The 25,429-nt window shown below is 45.6% G+C and carries 23 protein-coding genes; 15 read left to right on the forward strand and 8 right to left on the reverse strand.

From position 1 onward, the window contains the following. Positions 1–57: 57 nt before the first annotated feature. Positions 58–1,032 (reverse strand): deoxyhypusine synthase family protein, encoded by a 975-nt coding sequence (locus tag SEDOR53_RS0102710; RefSeq protein WP_026768329.1) that lies wholly within the window; start codon positions 1,030–1,032, stop codon positions 58–60. A 67-nt stretch (positions 1,033–1,099) separates the two neighbouring features. On the opposite strand from SEDOR53_RS0102710, the gene SEDOR53_RS0102715 reads away from it, so the two are divergent. From SEDOR53_RS0102715 to SEDOR53_RS0102725, 3 genes are read left to right on the forward strand one after another with little or no spacing between them, the layout of a single operon-like run. After that, a complete protein-coding gene (locus SEDOR53_RS0102715; protein WP_026768330.1) occupies positions 1,100–2,029 on the forward strand; it encodes a glycosyltransferase family 2 protein in 930 nt (309 codons plus the stop codon). 4 nt (positions 2,030–2,033) lie between these two features. Beyond that, the gene (locus tag SEDOR53_RS16965; RefSeq protein WP_051416464.1) at positions 2,034–3,254 is read left to right on the forward strand and encodes a glycosyltransferase family 87 protein; all 1,221 of its coding nucleotides are present in this window, start codon (positions 2,034–2,036) and stop codon (positions 3,252–3,254) included. Beyond that, the gene (locus SEDOR53_RS0102725) at positions 3,251–4,024 is read left to right on the forward strand and encodes a polysaccharide deacetylase family protein (protein WP_026768331.1); all 774 of its coding nucleotides are present in this window, start codon (positions 3,251–3,253) and stop codon (positions 4,022–4,024) included. The genes SEDOR53_RS16965 and SEDOR53_RS0102725 overlap by 4 nt, the downstream gene beginning before the upstream one ends. Before the next feature lie 47 nt (positions 4,025–4,071). Here SEDOR53_RS0102725 and SEDOR53_RS0102730 read toward each other — a convergent pair whose 3' ends face one another. Next, the gene (locus SEDOR53_RS0102730; RefSeq protein WP_026768332.1) at positions 4,072–4,509 is read right to left on the reverse strand and encodes a hypothetical protein; all 438 of its coding nucleotides are present in this window, start codon (positions 4,507–4,509) and stop codon (positions 4,072–4,074) included. Between the two features lie 291 nt (positions 4,510–4,800). Here SEDOR53_RS0102730 and SEDOR53_RS0102735 point away from each other — a divergent pair, with 291 nt between their 5' ends. From SEDOR53_RS0102735 to SEDOR53_RS0102760, 6 genes are read left to right on the forward strand one after another with little or no spacing between them, the layout of a single operon-like run. Further along, positions 4,801–5,397, forward strand: a complete 597-nt coding sequence (locus SEDOR53_RS0102735) for an ACP phosphodiesterase (protein ID WP_026768333.1) — start codon at positions 4,801–4,803, stop codon at positions 5,395–5,397. A 27-nt stretch (positions 5,398–5,424) separates the two neighbouring features. Continuing rightward, complete coding sequence (locus SEDOR53_RS16970) at positions 5,425–6,033, forward strand: DUF2911 domain-containing protein (protein WP_051416465.1); 609 nt, start codon at positions 5,425–5,427, stop codon at positions 6,031–6,033. A gap of 9 nt (positions 6,034–6,042) precedes the next feature. After that, on the forward strand, positions 6,043–7,182 hold the full coding sequence (locus SEDOR53_RS0102745; RefSeq protein ID WP_026768334.1) for a cystathionine gamma-synthase: 1,140 nt from the start codon (positions 6,043–6,045) through the stop codon (positions 7,180–7,182). Between the two features lie 10 nt (positions 7,183–7,192). Continuing rightward, positions 7,193–7,969 carry a TIGR02757 family protein gene (locus tag SEDOR53_RS0102750; protein WP_026768335.1) on the forward strand — a complete coding sequence of 259 codons (777 nt, stop codon included), beginning with the start codon at positions 7,193–7,195 and terminating at the stop codon, positions 7,967–7,969. A gap of 55 nt (positions 7,970–8,024) precedes the next feature. Then, positions 8,025–10,727, forward strand: coding sequence for a bifunctional YncE family protein/alkaline phosphatase family protein (locus SEDOR53_RS0102755; protein ID WP_026768336.1), 2,703 nt, complete (start codon positions 8,025–8,027; stop codon positions 10,725–10,727). Between the two features lie 16 nt (positions 10,728–10,743). After that, positions 10,744–11,025 carry a hypothetical protein gene (locus tag SEDOR53_RS0102760; protein WP_026768337.1) on the forward strand — a complete coding sequence of 94 codons (282 nt, stop codon included), beginning with the start codon at positions 10,744–10,746 and terminating at the stop codon, positions 11,023–11,025. Between the two features lie 80 nt (positions 11,026–11,105). On the opposite strand, the gene SEDOR53_RS16975 is transcribed toward SEDOR53_RS0102760, so the two are convergent. After that, a complete protein-coding gene (locus SEDOR53_RS16975) occupies positions 11,106–12,896 on the reverse strand; it encodes a glycoside hydrolase family 9 protein (protein WP_084220294.1) in 1,791 nt (596 codons plus the stop codon). Positions 12,897–12,986: 90 nt separating this feature from the next. Between SEDOR53_RS16975 and SEDOR53_RS0102770 the strand changes: the two genes are divergently transcribed. Next, entirely contained in the window at positions 12,987–13,991 is a 1,005-nt protein-coding gene (locus SEDOR53_RS0102770) for a fumarylacetoacetate hydrolase family protein (RefSeq protein WP_026768338.1), read from the forward strand. Here the strand turns inward: SEDOR53_RS0102770 and SEDOR53_RS16980 are convergent. From SEDOR53_RS16980 to SEDOR53_RS0102785, 3 genes are all read right to left on the reverse strand, one after another. Next, positions 13,933–14,982 carry a glycosyltransferase family protein gene (locus SEDOR53_RS16980; protein WP_070415552.1) on the reverse strand — a complete coding sequence of 350 codons (1,050 nt, stop codon included), beginning with the start codon at positions 14,980–14,982 and terminating at the stop codon, positions 13,933–13,935. The two genes, SEDOR53_RS0102770 and SEDOR53_RS16980, sit on opposite strands and share 59 nt — an antisense overlap. Next, entirely contained in the window at positions 14,979–15,836 is an 858-nt protein-coding gene (locus tag SEDOR53_RS0102780) for a UDP-2,3-diacylglucosamine diphosphatase (protein ID WP_026768339.1), read from the reverse strand. Before SEDOR53_RS0102780 ends, SEDOR53_RS16980 begins: the two co-directional genes overlap by 4 nt. Before the next feature lie 103 nt (positions 15,837–15,939). Further along, entirely contained in the window at positions 15,940–16,638 is a 699-nt protein-coding gene (locus SEDOR53_RS0102785) for an SDR family oxidoreductase (protein ID WP_026768340.1), read from the reverse strand. Between the two features lie 39 nt (positions 16,639–16,677). Between SEDOR53_RS0102785 and SEDOR53_RS0102790 the strand changes: the two genes are divergently transcribed. Continuing rightward, positions 16,678–17,373, forward strand: a complete 696-nt coding sequence (locus SEDOR53_RS0102790) for a YjjG family noncanonical pyrimidine nucleotidase (RefSeq protein ID WP_026768341.1) — start codon at positions 16,678–16,680, stop codon at positions 17,371–17,373. Between the two features lie 49 nt (positions 17,374–17,422). Here the strand turns inward: SEDOR53_RS0102790 and SEDOR53_RS0102795 are convergent, their stop codons facing one another. Beyond that, entirely contained in the window at positions 17,423–17,626 is a 204-nt protein-coding gene (locus SEDOR53_RS0102795; protein ID WP_026768342.1) for a hypothetical protein, read from the reverse strand. Positions 17,627–17,782: 156 nt separating this feature from the next. Beyond that, entirely contained in the window at positions 17,783–20,236 is a 2,454-nt protein-coding gene (locus SEDOR53_RS0102800) for a TonB-dependent receptor (RefSeq protein WP_026768343.1), read from the reverse strand. A gap of 87 nt (positions 20,237–20,323) precedes the next feature. On the opposite strand from SEDOR53_RS0102800, the gene SEDOR53_RS0102805 reads away from it, so the two are divergent. The 4 genes from SEDOR53_RS0102805 (at position 20,324) to SEDOR53_RS0102820 (ending at position 25,427) form a co-directional block, all read left to right on the forward strand. Further along, positions 20,324–20,980, forward strand: a complete 657-nt coding sequence (locus SEDOR53_RS0102805) for a metal-dependent transcriptional regulator (protein WP_026768344.1) — start codon at positions 20,324–20,326, stop codon at positions 20,978–20,980. Positions 20,981–21,037: 57 nt separating this feature from the next. Continuing rightward, positions 21,038–23,230: a carbohydrate binding family 9 domain-containing protein gene (locus SEDOR53_RS0102810; protein WP_232214708.1), complete on the forward strand. Its 2,193-nt coding sequence runs from the start codon at positions 21,038–21,040 to the stop codon at positions 23,228–23,230. Between the two features lie 24 nt (positions 23,231–23,254). Next, the gene (locus SEDOR53_RS0102815; protein ID WP_037360434.1) at positions 23,255–24,010 is read left to right on the forward strand and encodes a sulfite exporter TauE/SafE family protein; all 756 of its coding nucleotides are present in this window, start codon (positions 23,255–23,257) and stop codon (positions 24,008–24,010) included. An 85-nt stretch (positions 24,011–24,095) separates the two neighbouring features. After that, entirely contained in the window at positions 24,096–25,427 is a 1,332-nt protein-coding gene (locus SEDOR53_RS0102820; protein ID WP_026768347.1) for a Gfo/Idh/MocA family protein, read from the forward strand. The last annotated feature ends 2 nt before the right edge of the window (positions 25,428–25,429 follow it).

Consider the following 25,429-nt stretch of genomic DNA (forward strand, 5'->3'; position numbering starts at 1 on the left):
CCCAATAAAAAAGCCCGTTCGTAATGAATGGGCTTTTTTATTGAATATGGTATGCTGTTACCAGCCCAGTAAATAAGCAAAGATCAACGGCGCTACGATGGTAGCATCGCTCTCCACAATGTATTTGGGTGTGTGTATATCTAATTTACCCCAGGTAATCTTTTCATTGGGTACAGCACCTGAATACGATCCATAAGAAGTGGTGGAATCGCTGATCTGGCAGAAATAACTCCAGAAAGGAACATCATGCCATTCCAGGTCCTGGTACATCATGGGCACTACGCAGATAGGAAAATCACCCGCAATACCTCCGCCGATCTGGAAGAAACCAACGCCTTTGCCTCCGCTATTGGCGCGATACCATTCCGTAAGCATCACCATGTATTCAATACCACTTTTAACCGTACTGGCTTTCAGTTCGTTCTTGATCACATAGCTGGCAAAAATGTTACCGGTGGTACTGTCTTCCCATCCCGGAACAACAATTGGCAGGTTTTTTTCTGCGGCCGCTACAATCCAACTGTTTTTAGGATCGATCTCATAATACTGCTTCAGATCTCCGCTCAATACTGCTTTATACAGGAATTCATGCGGGAAATAACGCTCACCTTTCGCTTCCGCATCTTTCCATTGTTTTACCAGGTGTTTCTGCAATCTGCGGAAAGCCTCTTCTTCCGGGATGCAGGTATCGGTAACACGGTTGTAATGGTTCTCCAACAAGTCCCACTCATCCTGCGGTGTGAGGTCGCGGTAATTGGGAACGCGCTTGTAATGGCTGTGCGCTACCAGGTTCATCACGTCTTCTTCCAGGTTGGCGCCCGTACAACTGATGATGGCAATTTTATCCTGCCTGATCATTTCAGCCAGACTGATGCCCAGTTCAGCGGTACTCATGGCACCGGCCAGGCTCACCAACATCTTCCCTCCTTCCAATAAATGGGCTTCATATCCCTTTGCAGCATCTACCAGGGCCGCCGCATTGAAATGGCGGTAATGGTGTTGAATAAACTGCGAAACAGGTCCTTTACTCATTATTTCCGATTTTAGGGGGCAAAAGTAATTTTTTTGAAACTATTTTTGTTACCTGCCATTCCTGCTCATGAAAAAAAAGGTCTCGATAGTTATACCGGCATTCAACGAAGCAACCAATATTCCAAAAGTTACGGAAGCGGTTGCACATGTCTTCTCTGCACTGGATTATGATTTTGAGATCATTTTCATCGACGATGGCAGTACCGATACATCGGCCAGTGTGCTCAGGCAGCTTGCTGCAGCCAACCGGCAAGTATCTTATATCCTGTTGTCGCGCAATTTCGGTAAAGACAGCGCCCTCAGCGCCGGGTTGTCAAAAGCCCATGGAGATGCGGTGATTACCATGGATGCCGACCTGCAGCACCCGCCAACACTTATCCCTGCTTTTCTGGAATATTGGGAAAACGGCAATGAAGTGGTATATGCCTACCGTGAAAGCAAAAATGAGTACGCCAGCGGGATGAATAAAGTTAGTTCGGGACTGTTTTACAGCATCATCAACAACCTGTCTGACCTGGAACTGGAAGATGGCATTTCCGATTTCAGGCTGCTCGACAAAAAAGTGGTAGACATTTTAAATACCATGTCTGAAGACGAGCCTTTTTTCAGGGGACTGATCAAATGGATCGGTTTTGCCCAGAAGGGCCTGCCTTATGTACCCGAGGAACGCCACAGCGGCCGTTCCAAATACAATACCCGGCAACTGACCAAACTGGCCATCAGGGGCATCACTTCTTTCAGCACAAAACCCCTGTATATTGCCACTTACCTGGGTCTCAGCTTTTCATTACTGTCTCTCTTATACATTCCCTATATCGGTTATAGTTATTATTTTGGTCATACGATCTCAGGATGGAGTTCCATCATCGCCACCATTGCATTTTTTGGCGGCCTGCAACTGATGATCCTGGGCATTATTGGTCTGTATCTTGGCAAGCTGTTCATGCAAAGCAAACAACGTCCCCATTATATTGTTAAAGAATCCAATCTTTCCTGATACTATGTCCCCTACTGATACCAATCGTTCCTTCAAATCATTTTTCGCCAATATTCTTTACAACAGAAATTTTGCAACCGTACTCTGGTTCGGACTGGCCTTTGTAGGCGTGGTGCTCGAATATGCCAAGAGTACAGGCAACAATTATTTGATTTTTAAGGGCGTCTTTGAACACACCATTCATCAGCAGAACCTCTACCTGGCCTATCCTGCCGAATACGGGGATTACAACCATTATGGCCCGGTTTTCAGCCTGGTCATTGCTCCTTTTGCTTTGCTGCCCAATTGGCTGGGCGTGGTATTATGGGTGATGCTGAATACAGCTATCCTGTACACAGCTATCCGTATGCTGCCCATTGCCGAAAAATGGAAGAATGCCATCCTCATTTTCTCTGCCCATGAAATGATGATTGCAGCAGAATGGATGCAGAGCAATGCCATGATCGGCGCTTTCATCATACTGGGATTCGTATTCATTATCCGTGGAAAAGAAGCCTGGGCGTTGTTTTTCATCATGCTGGCCACTTTTATAAAATTGTATGGGGTCGTGGGATTTGCTTTTTTCTTTTTCAGCAAGAACAGGATCAAATTCATCGGATGGGCCATTGTATGGTCGGTAGTGTTCTTCCTTGCTCCCATGCTGATATCTACCCGTGCATTCATTGCACAATCTTATGTGGATTGGTTTACCGAACTGCGTTTCAAAGACCTCAGGAATGCGCGTATGGACATACGCAATGATTTCCAGGACATTTCGGTGATGGGTATGATCAGGCGTATCTTCCATTACCAGGCGCTCAGGAATTATTTCGTTACAGTTCCTGCTGTATTGTTGTTTGCATCTCAATACCTGCAATTCAAATATTTCAATGACGCCCGTTATCGCTTATACCTGCTTTGCTCGGTGCTGATCACTACCGTAATATTTACCACCAGCGCAGAATCGCCCACTTATATCATTGCATTTCCTGCCGTCTGCATCTGGTTCGTTCTGCAACCTGCATCCAGGTGGGCTACTGCTTTTTTTATTTTCGCACTCTTGCTCACCAGCTTCTCTTATTCCGATATTTTCACCCCTTATGTACGGGAACATCTGGTAAGACCTTATTCGCTCAAAGCATTACCTTGTTTCCTGCTATGGTTGATTTTATTGGTACAGATATGGCGGAAGCAATTCCTGGATGTCAGCCTTGACAAGTTGAACCTCAAGTTTGCAAACGCATGACGCAACACCATTCCCGATACATACTATTGAGTTTCGATGTGGAAGAATTCGATATGCCACTGGAATATGGTATGGCGATCGATCCCGGTACGCAAATGGAAGTGGGTAAAGCCGGTCTGGACGCTATCTTACCCGTATTGAACAGTGATGGAATCGCTGCTACTTTATTTACTACTGCTCATTTCGCCATGCATTATCCCGATGCTGTTCGTGCGTTGGCCGCAAAGCATGAAATAGCTTCCCACAGTTTTTATCATTCCAGTTTTTCCAACGAACACCTGCTTGAATCAAGACAGCAGTTGGAGCAGATCAGCGGCCAACCGGTGCTGGGTTTACGCATGCCCAGGATGCGCGCAGTAGACATGGAAGAAGTGAAAAAAGCAGGTTATCGCTACGACTCTTCGATCAACCCAACCTGGATCCCCGGCAGGTACAATCACCTTAACCTGCCACGAACCGTTTATACAGACCATGGGCTCACCCGCCTGCCAACATCGGTCTCGCCACATTTGCGCATTCCGTTGTTCTGGCTGAGCTTTAAAAATTTTCCCTATCCTTTTTTCAAAACACTGGTAAAACAAACCCTGCGGAAAGATGGCTATGTATGCCTGTATTTTCATCCCTGGGAATTTGTCGATATCAGTCAGTATGGACTGCCAGCTTATACCCGGAAACCCTGTGGTGCGCCTTTACTCGAACGTTTATGGCAATTGATAAAAGATTTTCGTGAAGAAGGGGAATTCATTGCCATCAGGGATTACCTGCAATAAAAAAGCCCGGCGCATGCCAGGCTGTAAACCAACTAATCGAACCTTGTTTATTTCCCATTGTTAAATAAGCTAACCCTGCCATATTCTGATACTTCCAGTATCCGCTTCAGGTTTCCATTCTCAAGCGATACATAATAATTCGATTCGCCATTAAGATCCATTTTAACGGCCTCTTTTACCTGGTAATCGGGGTAATTCGCTTTGATTTTTTTAACAGCAGATGCGGGCAGTTTGTCGAAACTTACATGGCGGCTGGTACCGATCTGCTCTCCATCGGATGAATAAAATGCTTCCATCTTTTCATTGTTCAATTCAAAGGCAAAAGAAATGAATTGGGGCTTGATGTGCCAGCTAACATTGGTTGCACCGGCGAATGCTGCTTCAAAAGCAGACTTAACACGGTAATTCAGGTGTGTAGCATCGGCAGCGAATGCGCTGGTTCCAATTGATGCAGCAATTAATACTGCGAGGAATAATTTTTTCATGGTGGTAGTTTTTTTATATAATGATTTGCTTTTCTCTCAATGGCAAGTCAAAAGTATCCTGCATTTTTTCTCTTTTTTTTCAATTATGACCGGCAATGGGCTTTCTGCTTTCGATTGTTATGAGCGGTGTTAATGCCAATGTTAAGGGTCGTTAACAATAACCTGTAATTCAATACTGCAAAGCATTACAGCCGATTCAGCCAGTTACCGGGAAATGTCAGTTCGCTGGATCAAATTGTAAACAGTGTGTTAACAGATGGGATGAACGGAAAGAACTAACTTCATATTCCTATGAATTATCTCGCACATGCATACCTTTCTTTTCACCAGCCCGATATCCTGATTGGGAACATGATCAGTGATTTTGTAAAGGGAAAGCAGCAGTTCGATTATACTCCCGGCATCCAGCAAGGCATCCGCCTGCACAGGGCCATCGATGCATTTACCGATTCGCATTCAGCCACTTTAAAAGCCAAACAATATCTCAAGCCCGCGGCAGGGCGTTATGCCGGTGCTTTTATGGATATTGTATATGATCATTTTCTTGCATTGGATCCGGGAGAAATGCAGGAAAAGGACTGGAGTATGTTCGCAGGTGAAGTGTATGACCGGTTGTTCCTTTCCCGGCCGGTACTCCCCGAAAGTTTCGCCAGCATGCTTCCGTTTATGAGCCGCCAGAACTGGCTCTATAATTACCGGTTCGACTGGGGTATCAGCAGAAGTTTCAAAGGACTGGCATCAAGGGCCCGTTACCTTACAGCCCGGTCGGATGATGTTTTTGCATTATTTGAAACACACTATCACAGCCTCGGGGAGGCTTATCAGCAATTCTTCCCCGATGTTAAAAACTTTGCTAAAGAAACCCTGGCTGCTCTCATGAAGCAATAGCCATTTATCTTTGCCAAAATTTTCTACATGAGATCGATTGTATTGGGCTGCCTGCTCATCGTGTGTTCCTTTGCTTCTCAAGCACAACAGAAACCTACCGAACTGGACAAATCTCCTATGGATATGAGTTATTGGCCAGACAATTATCCTATCCTCAGAATGAGTGGTAAAGCCAAAGACCAGCCGGTAGCGCGACTGATCTACAGCCGCCCCCTGAAAAACGGCCGCGACATCTTTGGTGGCGTTATCAAATACAATGAGTTATGGCGTTTGGGTGCCAATGAGTCTACCGAGCTGGAGCTGTTTAAAAATGTACGCATAGCGGGTAAATTGCTGCCCGCAGGAAGGTATACCATGTATTGCATTCCCGGCGAAAACAAATGGACCATCATCATCAACCGTGATAATTATTGCTGGGGCAGCTTTACCTACGATAGCCGTAAAGATGTGCTGAGAACCGATATTGATGTGAGCCGCAACAACGAAGTCGTGGAAGCTTTCACTATGTATTTCGATGATGCCAGGAACGGCACCAATCTCATTATTTTATGGGACAATCTCAAAGCTGTAATGCCCATCACCCTCAATGGTGATAATCCGCAACCTTCCAAAAAGAACACACCAAAAAAGAACTAATTTAGTTTTATGAAACTTGCAACCAAATACATACATGCAGGCACTGAGCCTGACCCCTCTACCGGTGCCATCATGACACCCATTTACCAGACTTCTACTTATGTACAGGAAGCGCCAGGCGTAAACAAAGGATATGAATATGCCCGTAGTCAAAACCCTACCCGCAAAGCGCTGGAAGATGCTTACGCACAGATCGAGAATGGCAAGTTCGGACTGGCATTCAGCAGCGGTGTGGCGGCTACCGATGCTGTGATCAAACTGCTGGCTCCCGGCGACGAAGTGATCGCTGCCAACGACATGTATGGAGGCACTTATCGCTTGTTTACCAAAGTATTTGCCAAATTCGGCATCCGCTTCACTTATGTTGATACCACGGATATTGCCAATATCAGCAAAGCCATTTCACCCGCCACCAAACTCATCTGGATTGAAACACCCACTAATCCGTTGATGAACATTACAGATATTGCGGCTGTTGCGGCTGTTGCTAAAAAAGCAAATGTGCTGCTTTGCGTAGACAATACGTTCGCATCACCTTACTTACAGAATCCATTAGACCTGGGTGCAGATATCGTTATGCATTCTGCCACCAAATACCTGGGTGGGCACAGCGATGTAATACAGGGTTGCCTGGTGATGAATGATGCCAACCTGAGAGAACAATTGTATTTCATACAGAAAAGCTGCGGCGCCGTTCCGGGTCCGCAAGACTGTTTCCTCGTATTAAGGGGCATCAAGACCCTGCACGTACGCATGCAGCGTCATTGCGAGAACGGCGAGAAAATAGCGCATTTCTTACGCAATCACCCCAAAGTAGGCAAGGTATACTGGTGCGGTTTCACCGATCATCCGGGTTATGCTGTAGCCGGCAAACAAATGCGTGGCTTCGGTGGTATGATGAGTTTCGAATTGAAAGATGACAGCGCGGAAACAGCAAGAAAAGTATTGGCCGGCACCAAAGTATTTGCTCTTGCCGAAAGCCTCGGAGGTGTTGAATCACTGATCAATCACCCTGCATCCATGACCCACGCTTCTATTCCACGGGAAGAACGCATTAAAAATGGTCTCAGCGACAGCCTTATCCGCCTGAGTGTAGGCATAGAAGATGCAGACGATCTCATAGCCGATCTCAACCAGGCCATCGGGTAAACTGCCGGTTATGAAGCCTGCTTCATTAAAAGCTTTCTTTGATGAAAAAGCGGATCTGTACAACAGGCCCGCTTTCATCAAAGATGATCCCATCTGCGTTCCCCACGACTTTTCTAAAAAGCAGGATATAGAGATCGCCGGGTTCTTTGCTTCCATATTCGCCTGGGGCAACAGAACCACCATCATCGGCAAATCAAGGGAATTGATGCAGTTGATGGATCGCAGGCCACATGAATTTTGTCTTCATCATAGCGATGCTGAGCTGAAAAAATTGCTGGGCTTTAAGCACCGGACTTTCAACAGCACCGACCTGCTTTATTTCATTGCGTTCCTGCAATTCCATTATAGCCGTTACGATTCACTGGAAGATGCTTTCCTGATGGGTCCTGATCAGGGAGTTTCTTCCACTGTTGAAAACAACCTGATCCATTTTCACGAATATTTTTTTTCGTTGGAGCATGTGCCTCCCCGTACTAAAAAACATATTGCCACTCCTTATAAAGGCTCTACCTGTAAACGCCTCAATATGTTTTTACGATGGATGGTTCGCAGTGATACAAAAGGTGTTGATTTCGGTCTCTGGAAAAAGATCAGGCCCGCACAACTGGTTTGCCCCATAGATCTCCACGTGGCCCGGGTTGCCAAACGTTTCCATATCCTGGAAAGAAAGCAAATCGATTGGGAGTCAGCGCTGGAATTAACTGCTTACCTGCGTACATTAGACCCGCAGGACCCGGTGAAGTACGATTTCGCTTTATTCGGGTTGGGTGTTATTGAAAAGTATTAATCATAGGATAACTTGCTGCAAAAATTGTAGCATCATATTTCTGCTAAATTGCAACATGAAAAAGTATTTACTGTCTCTTCTTCTCGTCTCTTCATTCCTGTTAACACAGGCACAAGTTGTAAACACTTTACAGGTACCGGGCCGGAATGCCTTTTGTACAATCGCTGAAAAAGGAGTGTCTGTACTGCCAAGCGGCAGGCAGGTAACACCGGCCGGCGAGCTGATCCGCATTACGCACGACCCTTTTGGCATGGCCTTATCTCCCGACGGGAAAAAAGCAGTAACACTGCACAATGGCGTATTTACCATCATTGACCTGCATTCCCTTGGCGCTACCAGGGTGCCCAGTTACGATAAAAAAATCGTCTCTCCTTTATCGAATGGCTCTTTTCTCGGTGTTGCTTTTGCCAACGACTCCAAAACCGTGTACCTGAGCGGCGGCGATAATGGAGCTGTGATCATATATGATATAGAAAAGTTGCAGCGCACCGACTCTCTTTCATTGAACGGAATGGTCAATGGCGTTGATTTTGAAGACAGTTTTACTTCAGACCTGGTATTGAATGAACAGGGGCATGAGCTCCTTGTGCTGGACAGGGCAAATTTTCGCCTCGTACGATATGACCTGGCTGGTAAAAAAATTACCGCTTCCATTCCCGTTGGCCGTTTACCATTTGGATTGGCATTGACGCCCGGCAACAAGATGGCCATGGTTGCAAATGTGGGCATGTATGCTTATCCGCTGATTGAAGGTGCAGACAGCGCAAACTATCAACGCAAGATGATTCCCTGGCATCCTTATGCCGATAACAGTGCAGCGTCCATCAACGGTACCACTATTAATGACGAGAAGATACCCGGTGTGGGAAGTCCTGCTGCACCTGAAGCCATGAGTGTATATACCATTGACCTTGCTACCAACCAAGTCATAGACCGGCTTAAAACCGGTCACCAGATTGGCCAGATGGTAGAAGGCGCTGAAGTAGTGGGTGGCGCCAGTCCCAACTCCATTGCTGTAGGCAGCCGCTATGCTTATGTAACCAATGCAACCAACGACAATATTTCCGTCATCGATTATGCGAATCACAAGATCGTAGATCATATCCCCATCAAAGTAGACAACCGTATTGATCATTATCGTGGATTGCTGCCCTTCGGCCTCACATTGAGTCGTGATGAAAAAACTTTGTATGTAGCGCTCCTCGGTTTCAATGCGGTAGCAGTGATCGATGTTGATACGCGACAAACAAAAGGTCTCATTCCAACCGGCTGGGGACCAACCCGTGTGCTGTTATCAAAAGATGAACAGGAGATATACGTGATCAGCTGCCGTGGCTTGGGCGCAGGACCCAATGGCGGAAAGGGTTTTGTTAAACCCATACAGGGAACTTATATTGGCGATATACAATTGGCTACTTTCCAAAAAATACGCATGCCCAATGACGAGCAGTTGGCCACTTATAGTAAACAGGCCATCGATAATACCATGCAAACCATTGCCGTTACCGTTGATGCCAAAAATCCTTTGCCTCCTTTGCCCGCACTCCGCGAGAGTCCGATAAAATACATCGTTTACATCACCAAAGAAAACAGGTCTTACGATGAAGTATTCGGGCAACTGAAAACCGGTAAAGGAGATACCACACTGGCAAGATTTGGCGTGGATGTGAATGTGTATGGGAAAAATGATACGCTGAAAGTAGCGAAGGCCAAGGTAATGCCCAATCATACCAAAGCCGCTACTGAATTTGCTTTCAGTGATAATTATTATTGCGATAGTGATGCTTCTATCCATGGCCATCACTGGATGATGGGTGTAATACCCAATGAGTGGGTTGAAACCAATTCGAGTGTTAACAAAACAGCAAAGATTTTCTCAAAAGCGCCCGGGCGCAGGTTTCCAGGCTCTACCGGCAGTATGGATCCGGAAGATTATGCCGAGACCGGTGGTTTGTGGGAAGCATTGGAGCGGCATCATATTTCATTCTACAACTTCGGCGAAGCCAATGAAACAGCACATGTAAGGGAAGAATGGTATGATACGCTTACCGGCGCCGCTCATGGTGTGATGGTGCCCATGCAAAAAGCATTGTGGAGCAGAACCAGTCATAATTACGCAGGTTTCAACACCAATATCCCCGATCAGTTTCGCATGGAGCAGTTCGAGGGTGAGTTCAGCAAAAAATGGCTGAAAGGAAAAGAAAAGATGCCGCAACTCATCACCATGCAGGTACCCAACGATCATGGCGCCGGACCAAGGCCGCAGGATGGTTATCCGTATGTGCATTCATACATGGCAGATAATGACCTGGCAGTGGGGCGTATCCTGCATTTCCTTTCCCGCACGCCTTACTGGAAAAACATGCTGGTGATCATTACCGAAGACGATCCCCAGGGAGGTGTTGATCATATCGATGCGCACCGCAGTGTGCTGATGATGGCCGGTCCCTATGTGAAAAGAGGCTATACTTCACATACACATGCGAACTTCGGATCGATCCTCAAAACCATCTACAATATACTGGGTGTTCCCTATGTAAACCAGTACGATGCTACCGCTTCATTGCTGAGCGATTTCTTTACAACAAAACCCAATTATACCCCTTATACTTTTGTGATGCCGGATAAAAGGATATTCGATCCACAGCAAGCCATGAACCGTTATCATAAAGACATCAACTGGCGAAAAATTGAACGCGGACCCGATATGGATGATGAAGATGAGATGCGCGCTAATCATTATAAGAAACTGCATTAATGCCTATCTTTAGGTTATGTCCGCCACCTATGAAATACAGGAATGGGAACAGATGGATGTTGCAGCGCTGGCTGCCCGCATCAACCGATTGATCACTGATGATTTTTCCGGTCTGATCAACCTGCTCTACCGCCTGGATATCAGTGAGGCAAAACTGAAAAAATTATTATCCGAACACCCGCAAGAAGATGCCGGTAAGATCATTGCCGAACTCATTATTGAACGGCAACAACAGAAATTACAGGCCCGCCAGCAATTTCATCGTGAAGACAATATACCGGAAGATGAAAAATGGTGATCTATCCGTTTAAAGCTATATCCTTCCTTCTTTAAATAATTGATCAGTTCATTCAACCGGTTGTACAGTTTATCTTTTCTTCACGGGTCTGTTCCTGCGCGTTTTTCTTTATCATCTTTCAATGCCTCAGATTCTTTTGCAGCCAGTAAATAGATCAATGAGGCCGTTCCATCCATCGTAGGTTCATTCGTGCTATAGTCGCCATAGTCATCATGATAAACAGCCAGGTCGCTTTGAAAAGCTTCATATTCATCGGCATTATTCAAATGAATACCAATCAGGCTTTTGTAAATGCTGGTGTATACCGGTCCGTCTACCAGTCCGCCATCGATCGGGTAATTTTTCAGGTGTGTGAATGCGGAATGCGGATCTTCAGGCGTATCTCCCCAGGCAGGCAATCCGTATACCATACTGGTGCCCCAGGGGTTACAGCCGAATAACCAGTCGAGGTTAGCCTGTTCCAGCTCATCATAAGTATTATCATTTGTCAGTTGACGGTACCAGTAGCATTGTGTTGTGAATGCAACGGTGAGGTTATTGCTGCACCAGATAAAAGGTATGGCCCTGAAAAAAGCATTGGTGCTGGCTTTCAGCCAAACTTTCTCTATCCCTTTTCGGTAATCATCGATCAGCATTTCACGATTTTTCCCATTCAATTGTTTGGCCAGCTCATAGTGACCAACATTCACAAAAGGATACCATTGGTAGTGGTTTGCAGAGTCGGCGCCGAGCCAGGGTGTAACAGATTCTTCGCGGGCATAACGCAAGGCGGAATCTGTCATTTGTAAGGCTGCGGCAGCGAGTTCCATATCATCCGTCCAATTACCTTCGGCATAGATATAAGGTGAACGTACCGATGCGGTCTGGCAAACACCAGGCTGTTTTTGTCCGGCTTCGAAAGCTTTTTTCGCTTTATGTAAGAGTCGTTCTGAGAAAGCCCTGTCATTGCCTGCATATAATTGCGAAGCCAATGCAAAACTGCTGGCAAATTTTCCGGCAGTGGAAGCAATGCCTGTTGTGGCATTCATGAATTTGCCCCGCACTTGTGGCTTGCCCGAACAGAAATAAACCGGGCGCTCTAACCCACGGCCATAGTAATTGGTATCTTCTTTGGGAATGCGCATGCCCTTGTGGTCTCGGTCGTCTCCTAATTGATTGAATAACCATCCATCTTTCGGATTCATTTTCAGCAACCAGTCGATCCCCCATCTTGCTTCATCCAGCACATCGGCTACTCCATTGGCTCCTTCCAGCCCGTTTGCCTGTTTGGTATCACCAAATACCTGTGGAAAATCGCGGTAAGCGGCGAGCAGGTGATAGGCTGCGTTGGCCGAAGTAGTGGTGTATTGCAGGTAATCACTTGCATCGTGCCATCCTCCTGTTACATCGATGTGTGTACTATCGGGCATAGGGCCATACAATGTGTAGCCGTCGTGCGTGTGGCAGCTGTCTTTCAAAAAAGGGTTGAACCCGCTGCGCTGCTGGCGCATATAGCGCAGGCAAAAATCAGCGGCGCCTTTGTACACATTTTTATCAATGGGAAACACCGGTGATATGGCATCACCCGCTTTAATAAAATACTTGCCGGGTTTGCTGAAACCAGTAAAGTCTATGCGTACGGTTTGCGTAAAAGGCCCATACGCACCGTAAGCTGCCGAAAGTTTGCAATGGTAAACGATCTCATGGGTACTGCTGTCTATCAACACAGCTGTTTCGGGCAGCCGGTCTGTTTTAGCGCACCACACCGCTACTTTGATCCCATTGGGTGTATATCCCAGCTGGTTGATCCTGATCCATGATTCAGCCGGTTCATTTTTCTTGAAAGCGAAAGAAACTAACAGCAGCAATGCTATGCAAAAGATATTTTTCATATTAAGCGGTATCGTTTTTAAAGATACTGTTGAAGGAACAAGAACCACCTGTTTTTTTTACGCTATTTTCGCCAGATCAATTGTATTTCCATGAAGCTTGTTTCTTATCTCAACGACGGACACGACCAACTGGCTTTCTTAGCAGATGGTTATTTATACGATTGCGACCTGGTTCATCCCGAACTGCCCAACAGCATGAATATGTTCCTGCATTATTGGAATGATATGTTCCCGGTTGCCATGCAGGTAAATAAAGCCATTCTCGATGGCAGGGTGGGCAAAGACAAAGCCATAGCGCTCGATTCGATCCAGTTGCTGGCGCCGGTACCTTTTCCCACATCATGCAGGGATGGTTATGCATTTCGCCAGCACGTGGCCGCCGCGCGCAGGAACCGCAAAGTGGATATGATTCCCGAGTTCGATCAGTATCCCATCTTTTATTTTACCAATCATCATAGCATCCAGGGGCCGGGCGATATCCTTTGCATGCCCGATCATTTTGAAAAACTGGATTTTGAACTGGAGGCGGCGATCGTTATTTGCAGGCAGGGGAGAAATATCACCGCCGAAAAAGCCGATCATTACATAGGCGGACTCATGATCATGAACGATATGAGTGCAAGAAGGTTGCAGATGGAAGAAATGCTGCTCAACCTGGGGCCTGCAAAAGGAAAAGATTTTTCTACCGTTATCGGTCCCTGCTTAGTAACATTGGATGAACTAGAACATTATGAAATACCAGCCAAGCAAGGGCATACGGGTAAGAGCTGGAACCTCTCTATGAAATGTTGGGTCAACGGTGTTCAGGTGAGCGAGGGCAATGTAGGCGATATGGACTGGACCTTCGCCGAAATTATTGAGCGATGCGCTTATGGTGTTACCCTGCATCCGGGTGATGTGATCGGAAGCGGCACAGTCGGAACCGGTTGTTTTCTCGAACTCAACGGCACCGGCAAACTGAATAACCCCGATTACCCGGAACAGTGGCTACAGCCAGGCGATGTGGTGGAAATGGAGATCGAAGGTATTGGTAAGCTTACGAATACGATTGTGAAAGAGGAGAGCGATCACTCCATACTTGCGAAGAAGAAGTAGCTATTTCACGGCCCATTTCTATCGCTTTCTGTACGATCTCATAAGTTGAATGTGATAACTGCAATGGCTTAACAGGTACGCCTGCCAACCACTTCATCACTTCGAAATAAAAGTCGGGCTTGATGCTATCGACGACCACTGCATTGAAATCTTTCAGTGCAGCAGCGTTACATAATTGTTCGTATTGCCCTTTGATGGGCAGGGTCAGTAATTTTTTCCCCAGGTATAATGCTTCGGCCGGCGTTTCAAATCCAGCACCCGTGATCACACCATGGGAATGAATGAGGCTTTGCGTAAATCCTTCGTTGCTGATGGGGTACAAGGTAACATTGCCTTTCTGCACCCGTTCTTTTACCTTCTTTGAAAATACTTCAAAGCGAACGTCTTTCACTTGTTGCAATGCCGGCACCACTACTTCATCACTATAATGCGAAAGATAAACAGTAATATGTCCCTGATCGGTTGGTGTTGCCTGGAGTATCTCCTGCTTGATAACCGGTGAGCAGATGAAATCGTCGTATTGCTTGAAATGCAATCCCAGGTATGCTTTGGAAGGTGCATATTGTTTCAGCACCCACTCTCCTGCTATATCTTTTTTATTGCTGCGAGGTGTGTGTTTACTCTGGAAACTCGCCTGGTGTCCGAAGCCAATGCTGGGTACTTTTTTCAAGCGGCAGGCCAAGGCTGTGATGCTTTCAAAATCATTCAGTACGATATCGTATTGTTCAACCGGCAGGTCGCGGGCTTCTTTCCAGATGCGTCTGCAATTGAATGCTGACCAGATGCGGCGGTAATCGAGTCCGCCGGTATTACCGTAAAACAAACTCACACCATTACTGCGGTATGCAACAGGCAGGTTGGGTTGTAAATGGCTGTTACTGCCACTGAGGAAAACATCCACTTCGCCGTAAGTAGTGAGATAGGGCATCAGCTCCATTGCACGGCTGATATGCCCATTACCTGTTGCCTGTACTGTATATAATATCTTCATGACTGCGCAGCTAAAGAGTGAATGAATAAAGCCACTTCATCTGTTACCACGTTCAGTTGCGGCAATTTCTTTTCCATGGTGATCACAGGCGCTTTCATGGCAGCGAACTCCTTTTCATCGTAGTGGAAAATGTTCCACTCGTTCTGGGCATATTCCAGTGCTGTGAGGTTTTCCACCCAATCGCCACTGTTCAGGTACATTACAGATCCATCTTTGGTTACCACTTCTCTTTTCTGAGGTTGGTGTATATGACCGCAAATCACATAATCGTATTTCTTTTCTATGGCCAGTTCTGCAGCGGTTTGTTCAAAATCGCCGATCCAGGCAACCGCTTTTTTCACACTGTTCTTTACCTTTTTGCTGAAGCTCATCTTCTCTCTTCCCATTGTTTTCAGGAACCAGTTGATGAAACGGTTGAGCACGATCAGGAGATCATATCCATGGCCGCCCAGTTTGGCCAGTAATTTGGCGCTGCCTTTCGTGGTGGCATCAAATACATCACCATGGAATATCCAGGTCATCTTACCATTGATCTCCATCACCACTTTATCGGTGAGCTGAAAATTACCCATTTGCATATCACTGTAACGCCGCAGTATTTCGTCGTGGTTACCCGTAATATAAATTACCCGGGTACCCATGCTCAACAGGTTCATGATCTCTTTGATCACCTGTGTATGCGGCACGGGGAAATAGCGCTTGCTGAACTGCCATATATCAATGACATCACCATTCAACACCAGTATTTGCGGCTGGATACTTTTGAGGTAGTTCACAATTTCTGTAGCGTGACAACCATAGGTGCCCAGGTGCAGGTCACTCATCACTACCACATCTAACGAACGTCTTTCCATACAGGAAGGGGTTTAGCAAAGGTCCCGTTACTATATGAAGTACATGTTATGCAGTCGTTATGGAATTGTTACCCGGCCTCCTCAATATTTGAGGCACAATTGGTTACAGGTCGCCTAATTGGGGCCTTAATATGATATCTTCCACTACCGCCATAGGAGAAAGTTGTGAAGCGGCATAGATCATTTTGGCAACATCTGCTGCTTCCATGATTCTTTTGGGATCGATGTTGAAGCCATCCCAACTGGCGCTCATCGTAGCACCGGGATGCACCGATGTTACCTTAATGCCGTGTGGTTTCAATTCTTCCCGCAGGTTTTTGCTGAAACCATATAAAGCAAATTTGCTGATGCTGTAACTGCCTCCGTTGGCATACGCATGCAACGATGCAATGGAACACATATTAAAAATATGGCCCGATTTTACTTTGATCATGGCGGGCAACAGGGTTCTGGTGAGATGATAGGCACTGTAGAGATTAGATTGCAGCATGGCTTCGAGCTGGCCATCGGCTTCATCGTGTACCGATCCGGGTATGAAATGGCCAGCGTTGTTCACCAGTATATCCGGTGTTCCGAAGCCCAGGCACCAGTTACCAAAAGCCTGCGCTTCTTCTTTCACCGATACATCGGCAGGGCGGGCTTTGATTGTAGCCTGCGGATAAAGGGACTGCAGTTCGCTTACGGCATCATACAGTTGCTTTTCACCCCTGCTGCACAGGAACAAAGTATTTCCCGCTGCTGCAAACTGTTCCGCCACTGCTTTTCCAATCCCTTTGGATGCGCCTGTGATAACGATGTTCATAATGCCGCGTTTAAAATCCGAAGTTAATACCTTTGCCCCATGAAATACCGTCACCTTTTCTTCGACCTGGATCATACGCTGTGGGATTTTGAAACCAATGCTAAGGAAACACTGAAGGACCTGTATCAATCCAATGCCTTGCATGAAAGAGGCATCACGGATTTCGATACGTTCTATGAACGCTATTCTTATCACAATGAGCGTTTGTGGGACAGGTACACCAAGGGATTCATCAAACAGGAAGAACTGCGGTGGAAAAGGGTATGGCTGGCCATGCTTGATTTTAAGATCGCCGATGAACTGCTTGCCCGCGCTTTATCGCAACAATTCCTGGAGCTATTGCCCAGCAAGACCAATCTCTTTCCTTATACGGTTGAAATACTGGAATACCTGAAAGCGAAGCGCTATCACCTGCACCTGGTAACCAACGGCTTCGAGAAAGTACAGCACAGTAAGCTGAAACAATCCAGGCTCGATGGCTATTTTGAGGCGGTGATCACATCGGAAGGCAGTAACAGCCTCAAGCCCAACAAAGAAATTTTTGATTATGCATTGGAACAAACCGGTGCCAGTATAGAAGAAAGTATTATGATCGGTGACAACCTGGATGCGGATATCCAGGGAGGCATCAATGCCGGCTTGGATACCATTTTTGTGAATCATTTGAATGTGGTGCCGCATGTAACGCCTACTTATACTGTTCATCACCTGAAAGAACTGGAGTCTATCTTATAACAAAGGCCCCCGCAATAGCGGGGGCCTTTGTTTTTTTAAATTCGTTGGCTTATGCTTTAGCCGGTGCTACCTTTACAGTTGTTTTTGCAGCTGCAGGCTTTACTTCTTTTGTCTCTTTTTTGTCTTTGCTACAACAGTTGGATCCTTTTTTGCAGCAGGATTTACCGCATTTTTTACCGTCTTTGCTTTCTTGTGCAAAAGCAGTACCTGTTACCAGGAAAGCAGCTATAGCCAATACCCATAATTTTTTCATGACTCGAACGTTTTATTTAAGAATTCTGTTATCGAATATAGTGTTATTGTCTGTTCTTTCATTAAGTTAATCCGTTAATTGTGACAGGCGGCATTGGATACGGGATTATATCATTGAATGATAATCATTTATAAGCCGCCGGTCTCGTCTTATCTATCAGAAAGGCAGCACCAGTTTCACACAAATATTCCGGCCCATATTATACATTCCGCTGTAACCGTTGGGTGACTGGTTGTAGTATTCAAAATATTTCAGTCTGCTAAGGTTCGATTGATATACTTTATCCAGCAGATTCATTACCTGTATGTACAGTTGCATGGACCGGCTTTTATAGTACCTGATGTCTACGGTAAGGCCTATATGTAACAAAGCATAACCAGGCGTTGGTGTTTCTGTATGATTCAATCCGAGAAACCGGTTTTGTTTCGCAGCCCATTCAACTTCTACTTTAGGTGTAATGGATGTAACCCATTTTGATGCAGTTGTTATTTTCTGTGTGATGCTGCTCCATATTTTCAACGGCGGAATAAGCGGCAGGTAAGCTCCCTGTTCGCCTTTGCCTTCATAGATCTCGCTTTTGTTGAAGCCATAGACAACCGACAGATTGTTGTCGAAACTAAATCCTCTGAGTTTTACCGGGTGAAGGGAGAAACCTGCTTCCATTCCATACAACTGCGCAGCTGCTTGCTGGTATTGATATGTTTTATTGCCTTGTGCATCCGTGATCGGGTTTCCGTTATCATCTGCAAGCATCGTCAGGTAAATATAATGTTGGATATGATTGTTAAAGAGACTCAGCTCTGCTGAAAAATTGCTGAACCTGGCGCTTGCGCCCAGGTCTGTTTCCAGTGAAAACTCGGGATCGAAATTCCGGTTACCAAGATAAATGATGTGCGCACCGGGATCCAGGCCGTTGGATGCCATTTCCGTAATATTAGGAGCCCTGTAACCTCTGCCGATATTGAATTTGAGCCCGATATCCCTGGTAGCCTGAAAAGTAAATCCTACACTTGCTGATATTCCTTTGAACACTTTATCATAAGCCGGGAACTGTAAAACAGCATTGGCCGTATCCGGCAAAGCTACATGTTCATCGAAGCCCGTAACAGAATTATTCCTGACGAAAAAATCTTTCCATCGCACCCGTCTCATGTCGTACCGGGCTCCGCCACTCACACTCCATTTCCCGGATTTCCATTTTGCATACCAATAGGCACCTCCGTCATACAGCGCATAATTGGGGATGGGGAAATCTGTTGCATCGATACTTTTGTTCTGCTGCAGCATTCCATTAATGCCCACTGTAGTCTCCATATTGCCCAACCGGGGTGCATCATACCGCAAACCATAATTCAACGTATTCAACCGCACATGCATTCCCGCCTGGTTGGGCATGGTAGGGTGATTGTACTCACGCCTGATATTTTGTTGCAGTGAAAAAATAATATCTACATTGCTTTTACCCAACTGGTAAAAATGATGGGTGTATATCCGGTAGTGATCGATGCGTTGATGGAGCGGCGAAAGCCGATACGTATTTAGTTCATTGCATGGTATCAGCGGCCTGCTCTTGATGTCATCATTGTTTCCTTCCCGAACCTGTTTGGTAAATTGCCGTGTTAACGAATCGCGGCTTCCATCCGGGATGCCTTGCAGGTTGCTGTACAGGGTAAAATTAAAATGGGAATATCCTTTGTTGGTTTTAAAACCAGCCAGTGCCGACAGGTTCTTTTCGTCAAAATTGGTATTGTAAACCCTGTTGTCAATGGCATTGCGGTAATTGTTGGCCATACGATAAGAGCTTCTTAACACAAATAAAAATTTTCGTCCACTGTATCCTATGCGCAGTCCATTCCCCACCAGGTTGTTGTTCGACTGGTATTCGCTTACTAATTTGCCATGCAGTTTTCCATCATCCATATCAGGAATATAGGGAAACAAACTGATCACACCCGCGAGGGCATCAGACCCGTACATCAGGCTGGCCGGCCCTTTGATTACTTCTGCCCTGTTGATATCGTAAGCATCCACTTCAATACCATGCTCATCTCCCCATTGCTGTCCCTCCTGGCGAACACCATCGTAAAGCGTAAGTACCCTGTTATAACCCAATCCACGAATGGAAGGTTTAGAAACATTCGGGCCTGTTTTCACCGTATGCAATCCAGGTACATTCCTGGCCAGTAGATCCATCAGATCAGATGCCGCGGTACGTTCCATTGCACGGGAAGAAATACCCATAATAGCAACCGGGTTTTCCCGGGCCTGTGTTGCCCTGGAAACACCTGTAACCACTACATCATTGAGCAATACATCATTGGCAGTCAAAACAATCCACAAAGCCAGGCTGTTGTTGCTTTTTACCAGTACCTGTTGTTCTGCATCATCATAACCAAGGCATGAAACCCTCAGCTGGTAAGTACCTGCTGGTATGCGTGAGAGCATAAAAGAACCTAAACTATCTGACCATGCACCGAAGGCAGTTCCGGCAAGACTAATGCTCGCCCGCTCAACAGCTTTACCTCCCGAAAAAAGCTTGCCGGTGATCTCGCCTGTTTGCGCACTTGCAGTAAAAGCAAGCAATAGCAATATGGATAAAATGAACTTCATAGCCAGGTTAGTTGTTTTGTTGATAAAAATATATAGTTAGACTAACCTAACAAAATGAATCTGGGAAATCTTTTTTATCTTTAATCCATGCTATCGCATACTGAAGAGAATTATCTCAAAGCACTGTTCCACCTTACGTCGGAAATCACCGGTAAATCCGAGGCGGGAACCAACGAGCTGGCAACTACACTGAATGTGAAACCTGCCACCGCCAACGATATGCTCAAAAAGCTGAAAGAGAAAAAACTCATCAGCTATGAGAAATACGGGAAGATTTCACTGACCGCTACCGGGAAAAAACAGGCTATACAGATCATACGCAAGCACCGGCTTTGGGAAACTTTCCTGTATGAAAAATTAGAATTCACCTGGGATGAAGTGCATGAAGTGGCCGAACAGTTAGAGCATATCCAATCATCCAAACTGATAGAAAAGCTGGAAAAATTCCTGAACTATCCCGAAGTCGACCCCCACGGCGACTCCATTCCGAATGCCAAAGGAGAAATGAAAACCAGGGCCCGGAAAACTTTAACGCAGGTTCCTGTTGGCAAAACCTGTAAGCTCGTCACCGTAAAAGACGGCAGCGCTTCTTTTCTGCAATATGTAATGAAAGTAGGACTGGGTCTCAGCAGCAAAATAAAAGTGGTGAGCCGTCAGGATTTTGATGGAACAATGGAAATAGAAGTAGATGGAAAAAAATCGAGTGTCAGCCAGAAATTCGCAGAGAACCTTTATGTTGTGTAACAGAATTCTGCAACATTTTTTAACTTGACATTCTTGTCAACCCCCAAATAAATAATATTGAAGTATTTTATTGTTCCCATTCTGCTGGTATTTATTGTATTGCCATCTGATGCGCAGAAAAAGAATGCCTCTTACCGTTTAAATATCCGTGAAACAAATGCATCGATTAAGATCGATGGTGTGATGGATGAAGCCTGGTTGCAGGCAGAACCCGCAACACATTTTTTCATGGTATTACCTATGGATACCAGTTACGCGCGGGTAACTACGGAAGTCCGCATGACCTATGACAGCCGCAATTTGTACATTATAGCTATTTGCAATAAAGCATTGCCGGGCCCTAATATGGTAGAATCGCTACGGAGGGATTTTAGTTTTGTAAAGAATGACAACTTTATTTTTTTCATAGACCCTTTTGATGATCAAACCAACGGCTTCACTTTTGGCGCGAATGCTGCCGGGGCACAATGGGATGGTTCTATGTATGAAGGGGGAAAAGTAGACCTGAACTGGGATAACAAATGGGTATCCGCCGTAAAGGATTATGACGATAAATGGATCTTTGAAGCCGCCATCCCTTTTACTTCGATGCGGTATAAAAAAGGAATAACAGAATGGGGCATTAATTTCAGCCGCAATGACCTGAAGACCACAGAAAAATCGAGCTGGACACCCATTCCCCGGCAATTCCCTACTGCTTCCTTAGCTTATACAGGTGTACTTGTATGGGACAAACCGCCGCCCGCGCCGGGAATGAATGTATCTGTTATTCCTTATGTTTTAAGCAGCGCATCCAAAGATTATTCAGCACAAAGCAAGACGGGATATAAACAGGAAGTGGGCGTGGATGCAAAAATTGGTGTTACGTCTTCTCTCAACCTCGATCTCACCATTCATCCCGATTTTTCGCAGGTGGAGGTAGACAAGCAGGTAACCAATCTTAGCCGCTTTGAATTATTCTTCCCGGAAAAAAGACAGTTTTTCCTGGAGAACAATGACCTGTTTGCCAATTTTGGCTATGCAAACATCCGCCCTTTTTTCTCCCGGCGGATTGGCCTGGGTGTGCCCATCAATTTAGGTGCACGCCTGAGTGGTAAACTCAGTAAGGACTGGCGCCTTGGCCTGATGGATGTTCAGACAGCAGCAGTGGAGGAAAAAGGGCTGCCGGCGCAGAACTTTGCAGTAGTGTCGCTGCAACGGAAAGTGTTTAAAAGATCCAATATCGGGTTGATCTATGTTGATAAGACATCTATGAACTATCATCCTGGTAATGATTCCGGCAAAACAATCTATTCACAATACAACCGGAATATTGGGCTGGAATATAACCTGGCTTCATCCAGTAACCTGTGGACAGGCAAAGCCTTTGTTATGCGCTCATTCAGTCCCGGCGCACAGGGAAACAGTATGGCGCACGCAGCTAACCTGTTATACAACAGCCGAAAATGGAACATACTCTGGCAACATGAATATGTAGGCAATGGCTTCAATGCAGAAGTGGGTTATGTACCGAGGACGGGATATATTAAAGTCAGCCCCCAGGTAACCAGGTATTTCTTCCCGCGGAGTGGTCATATACTCAGTCATGGCCTGCAAGCCAATACTACCTATTATTTCAATGAACAGTTTCACCAGACAGACAATGAGAACATGCTGTCTTACCAGCTCACTTTCCGCAACCGTATTGTTTTAACAGGATCAGGTATACATGATTATGTTGAATTATTAAGACCATTCGATCCAACCAATACAGGAAAAGATTCACTTGCCAAAGGCACAAAACATACGTGGAACACTGCGGGACTTGACCTGGTATCGCAGCCCCAGCAATTATTTACGTATTCGATATCTCTACGGTACGGTGGTTATTTTGCCGATGGCACACGGTTTACCATGAATACTGAAATAGGTTATCGCTTTCAGCCTTATATAAGTCTTGCGCTCAGCACCAGCTATGACGACCTTCATTTACCACATCCGTGGGGACATACCGCTTTTTTTCTTGCCGGACCAAAAGCGGATATTACCATGACGAATAAATTATTTTTTACCACATATTTACAATACAACGAACAGCAAAAAAATATCAATTTTAACGCAAGGTTTCAATGGCGTTACCAACCTGCTTCGGATCTTTTTATTGTTTATACAGACAATTATTATCCGGCGCCTTTTTTTGTAAAGAACAGGGCGCTGGTATTGAAGCTGAATTATTGGTGGAACATGGTCAGGACCAAGAAAAGCACTTAGTAGTAAACAAACACCCTATGTTCAATGATTAGTATATTTTCTTTTTATTCTTTTACCGAATGGTTCCTGATCTTTCTGGCTGCTTTTATCATAGGGCTCAGCAAAGCCGGCCTAAAGGGGGTGGATATGCTGAGCGTTACTTTAATGGCATTTGTTTTTGGAAGCAAATCATCTACAGGAATTGTTCTACCGCTTCTTTGTTTGGCAGACATTGCGGCGGTAAGGTATTATAACCGCCACGCACAGTGGAAACACTTTTGGAAACTGGTTCCCTGGATGATCATCGGAATATTGATAGGTGTATACATAGGGAAGGAAATGAATGAAGTCCTTTTTCGCAAAATAATGGCAGCGATCATTTTGCTGACCATCGTGATCGTTGTACTGATGGAATATCGTAAATCAACGCAGGTGCCGCAACATCCGATGTTTGCTGTAAGCACAGGCCTGGCTGCAGGATTAACTACGATGTTGGGAAACCTGGCTGGCACATTTGCCAATCTTTACTTCCTGGCCATGCGGATGCCCAAAAATGATTTTATTGGTACGGCAGCCTGGATCTTCCTGTTCATGAATCTTTTCAAATTGCCATTCCAGGTCTTCTTCTGGCATAATATCAATATACATAGCTTACAAACAGACCTGGTGCTCATTCCGGCACTGGCTCTAGGCTTTTGGATGGGGTTACGTATTGTTGGCAGGATACGAGACGAGCAATACCGGAAACTGGTGATCCTTTTAACCCTGATTGGCTCTGCTTTAATGCTATTCAAAAGATAATCCTGATCCTGCTTTATAATTTCGGTATCTGTTTTATACCAAATTTGTATCTTTCAATCTCAAGCGCTTAATCAACCACGGCCATATGAAAAAAGAAGGAAAAAATAATGTTTCCCGCCGGGCATTTGTGGGTAGCACTGCAAAAGCATTGGCAGGTTTTATGATCCTCCCACGATACGTATTGGGTGGAAAAAGTCAAACAGGACTGCTTTATACTGCCCCAAGCGATATGATCAACCTGGGGTTAATTGGAGGAGGTAAACAAGGCAAAATATTGTCTTCTTATTTTCTGAAAACAGAACAGGTTCGTTTTGTAGCATTAAGTGAAGTGTACAAGGCCAAAGCCGATCTCACGCTTAAGCAAATAAAAGACACCTATGTTAAAATGCCTCAACTGGGCAATTATGCTGATATAGCTGTGTACAATGATTTCAGGGAATTGCTGGTCCGTAAAGAGGTAGATGCAGTGGTGATTGCCGCACCCGATCACTGGCATGCTGCTATGGCAGTGCGCGCAGCAGAAGCAGGGAAAGATATTTATTGCGAAAAACCTATGGCGCTTACCGTCAAAGAAGGAAGGGCCATGGTCAATGCCGCCCGTAAATACAACCGTGTGTTTCAAACAGGAAGCATGCAACGCTCCTGGCATGAATTCAGGCAAACGGCAGAGCTCGTTCGCAATGGATATATCGGGCAGATCAAATCGGTAAAAGTGAATGTGGGTCCTCCGCCAAAGCCCTACGATCTTCCTGCAGAACCGATACCGGATGGATTGGACTGGAGCAAATGGCTGGGACCCAATGAAGTGCCTTCTGTTTTCAATGCGGAATTAGCGCCTCCTGTAACCAAAGACGTATATCCCAACTGGCGTAACTACCGCGAATTTGGTGGTGGTATGGTAACCGATTGGGGCGCACACATGTTTGATATTGTACAATGGGCGCTGGACATGGATCAGAGCGGCCCGGTAGAAGTCATTGCACCCGATGGCGGTGAGCATCCATTCCTTACTTATAAGTATGCAGGTGGCATCACCATGACACATGAAAAATGGGAATGGAACAATGCCATTCATTTTATCGGTACCGAAGGAGAGATCAAAGTACAGCGTGGTAAGCTGGAAACAAATCCTGCTTCGCTGAAAGACCGGGTGATCGGTGATTCGGAGAAGCACGTGTACCATAGCACAGATCATTACAAAGACTTCCTGGATGCCATGCGCAAAAGAACCAAACCCATCTGTGATGTGGAGATCGGACAACGCACTGCATCCGTATGTAATATCGGCAACATCGCCTATCGCCTCAACCGCAGGCTCATCTGGGATCCGGCGAAGGAACAATTCAGGAATGATGCCGAGGCCAATACATTACTGGGAAGGAAGATGAATAAAGAGTGGGGAATACATATTGCATAAAC

The organism is Asinibacterium sp. OR53 (assembly GCF_000515315.1).
GTDB lineage: Bacteria > Bacteroidota > Bacteroidia > Chitinophagales > Chitinophagaceae > Sediminibacterium.

What these genes read in the sequence shown, in the direction of transcription:
- SEDOR53_RS0102735 (WP_026768333.1), top strand. Translation starts at nt 4,801, where the DNA reads ATGAATTATCTCGCACATGCATACCTTTCTTTTCACCAGCCCGATATC.
- SEDOR53_RS0102760 (WP_026768337.1), top strand. Translation starts at nt 10,744, where the DNA reads ATGTCCGCCACCTATGAAATACAGGAATGGGAACAGATGGATGTTGCA.
- SEDOR53_RS0102770 (WP_026768338.1), top strand. Translation starts at nt 12,987, where the DNA reads ATGAAGCTTGTTTCTTATCTCAACGACGGACACGACCAACTGGCTTTC.
- SEDOR53_RS0102715 (WP_026768330.1), top strand. Translation starts at nt 1,100, where the DNA reads ATGAAAAAAAAGGTCTCGATAGTTATACCGGCATTCAACGAAGCAACC.
- SEDOR53_RS0102755 (WP_026768336.1), top strand. Translation starts at nt 8,025, where the DNA reads ATGAAAAAGTATTTACTGTCTCTTCTTCTCGTCTCTTCATTCCTGTTA.
- SEDOR53_RS0102820 (WP_026768347.1), top strand. Translation starts at nt 24,096, where the DNA reads ATGAAAAAAGAAGGAAAAAATAATGTTTCCCGCCGGGCATTTGTGGGT.
- SEDOR53_RS0102710 (WP_026768329.1), bottom strand. Translation starts at nt 1,032, where the DNA reads ATGAGTAAAGGACCTGTTTCGCAGTTTATTCAACACCATTACCGCCAT.
- SEDOR53_RS16980 (WP_070415552.1), bottom strand. Translation starts at nt 14,982, where the DNA reads ATGAAGATATTATATACAGTACAGGCAACAGGTAATGGGCATATCAGC.
- SEDOR53_RS0102790 (WP_026768341.1), top strand. Translation starts at nt 16,678, where the DNA reads ATGAAATACCGTCACCTTTTCTTCGACCTGGATCATACGCTGTGGGAT.
- SEDOR53_RS16975 (WP_084220294.1), bottom strand. Translation starts at nt 12,896, where the DNA reads ATGAAAAATATCTTTTGCATAGCATTGCTGCTGTTAGTTTCTTTCGCT.
- SEDOR53_RS0102730 (WP_026768332.1), bottom strand. Translation starts at nt 4,509, where the DNA reads ATGAAAAAATTATTCCTCGCAGTATTAATTGCTGCATCAATTGGAACC.
- SEDOR53_RS0102750 (WP_026768335.1), top strand. Translation starts at nt 7,193, where the DNA reads ATGAAGCCTGCTTCATTAAAAGCTTTCTTTGATGAAAAAGCGGATCTG.
- SEDOR53_RS0102785 (WP_026768340.1), bottom strand. Translation starts at nt 16,638, where the DNA reads ATGAACATCGTTATCACAGGCGCATCCAAAGGGATTGGAAAAGCAGTG.
- SEDOR53_RS0102745 (WP_026768334.1), top strand. Translation starts at nt 6,043, where the DNA reads ATGAAACTTGCAACCAAATACATACATGCAGGCACTGAGCCTGACCCC.
- SEDOR53_RS0102805 (WP_026768344.1), top strand. Translation starts at nt 20,324, where the DNA reads ATGCTATCGCATACTGAAGAGAATTATCTCAAAGCACTGTTCCACCTT.
- SEDOR53_RS0102795 (WP_026768342.1), bottom strand. Translation starts at nt 17,626, where the DNA reads ATGAAAAAATTATGGGTATTGGCTATAGCTGCTTTCCTGGTAACAGGT.
- SEDOR53_RS16965 (WP_051416464.1), top strand. Translation starts at nt 2,034, where the DNA reads ATGTCCCCTACTGATACCAATCGTTCCTTCAAATCATTTTTCGCCAAT.
- SEDOR53_RS0102780 (WP_026768339.1), bottom strand. Translation starts at nt 15,836, where the DNA reads ATGGAAAGACGTTCGTTAGATGTGGTAGTGATGAGTGACCTGCACCTG.
- SEDOR53_RS0102815 (WP_037360434.1), top strand. Translation starts at nt 23,255, where the DNA reads ATGATTAGTATATTTTCTTTTTATTCTTTTACCGAATGGTTCCTGATC.
- SEDOR53_RS0102800 (WP_026768343.1), bottom strand. Translation starts at nt 20,236, where the DNA reads ATGAAGTTCATTTTATCCATATTGCTATTGCTTGCTTTTACTGCAAGT.
- SEDOR53_RS16970 (WP_051416465.1), top strand. Translation starts at nt 5,425, where the DNA reads ATGAGATCGATTGTATTGGGCTGCCTGCTCATCGTGTGTTCCTTTGCT.
- SEDOR53_RS0102725 (WP_026768331.1), top strand. Translation starts at nt 3,251, where the DNA reads ATGACGCAACACCATTCCCGATACATACTATTGAGTTTCGATGTGGAA.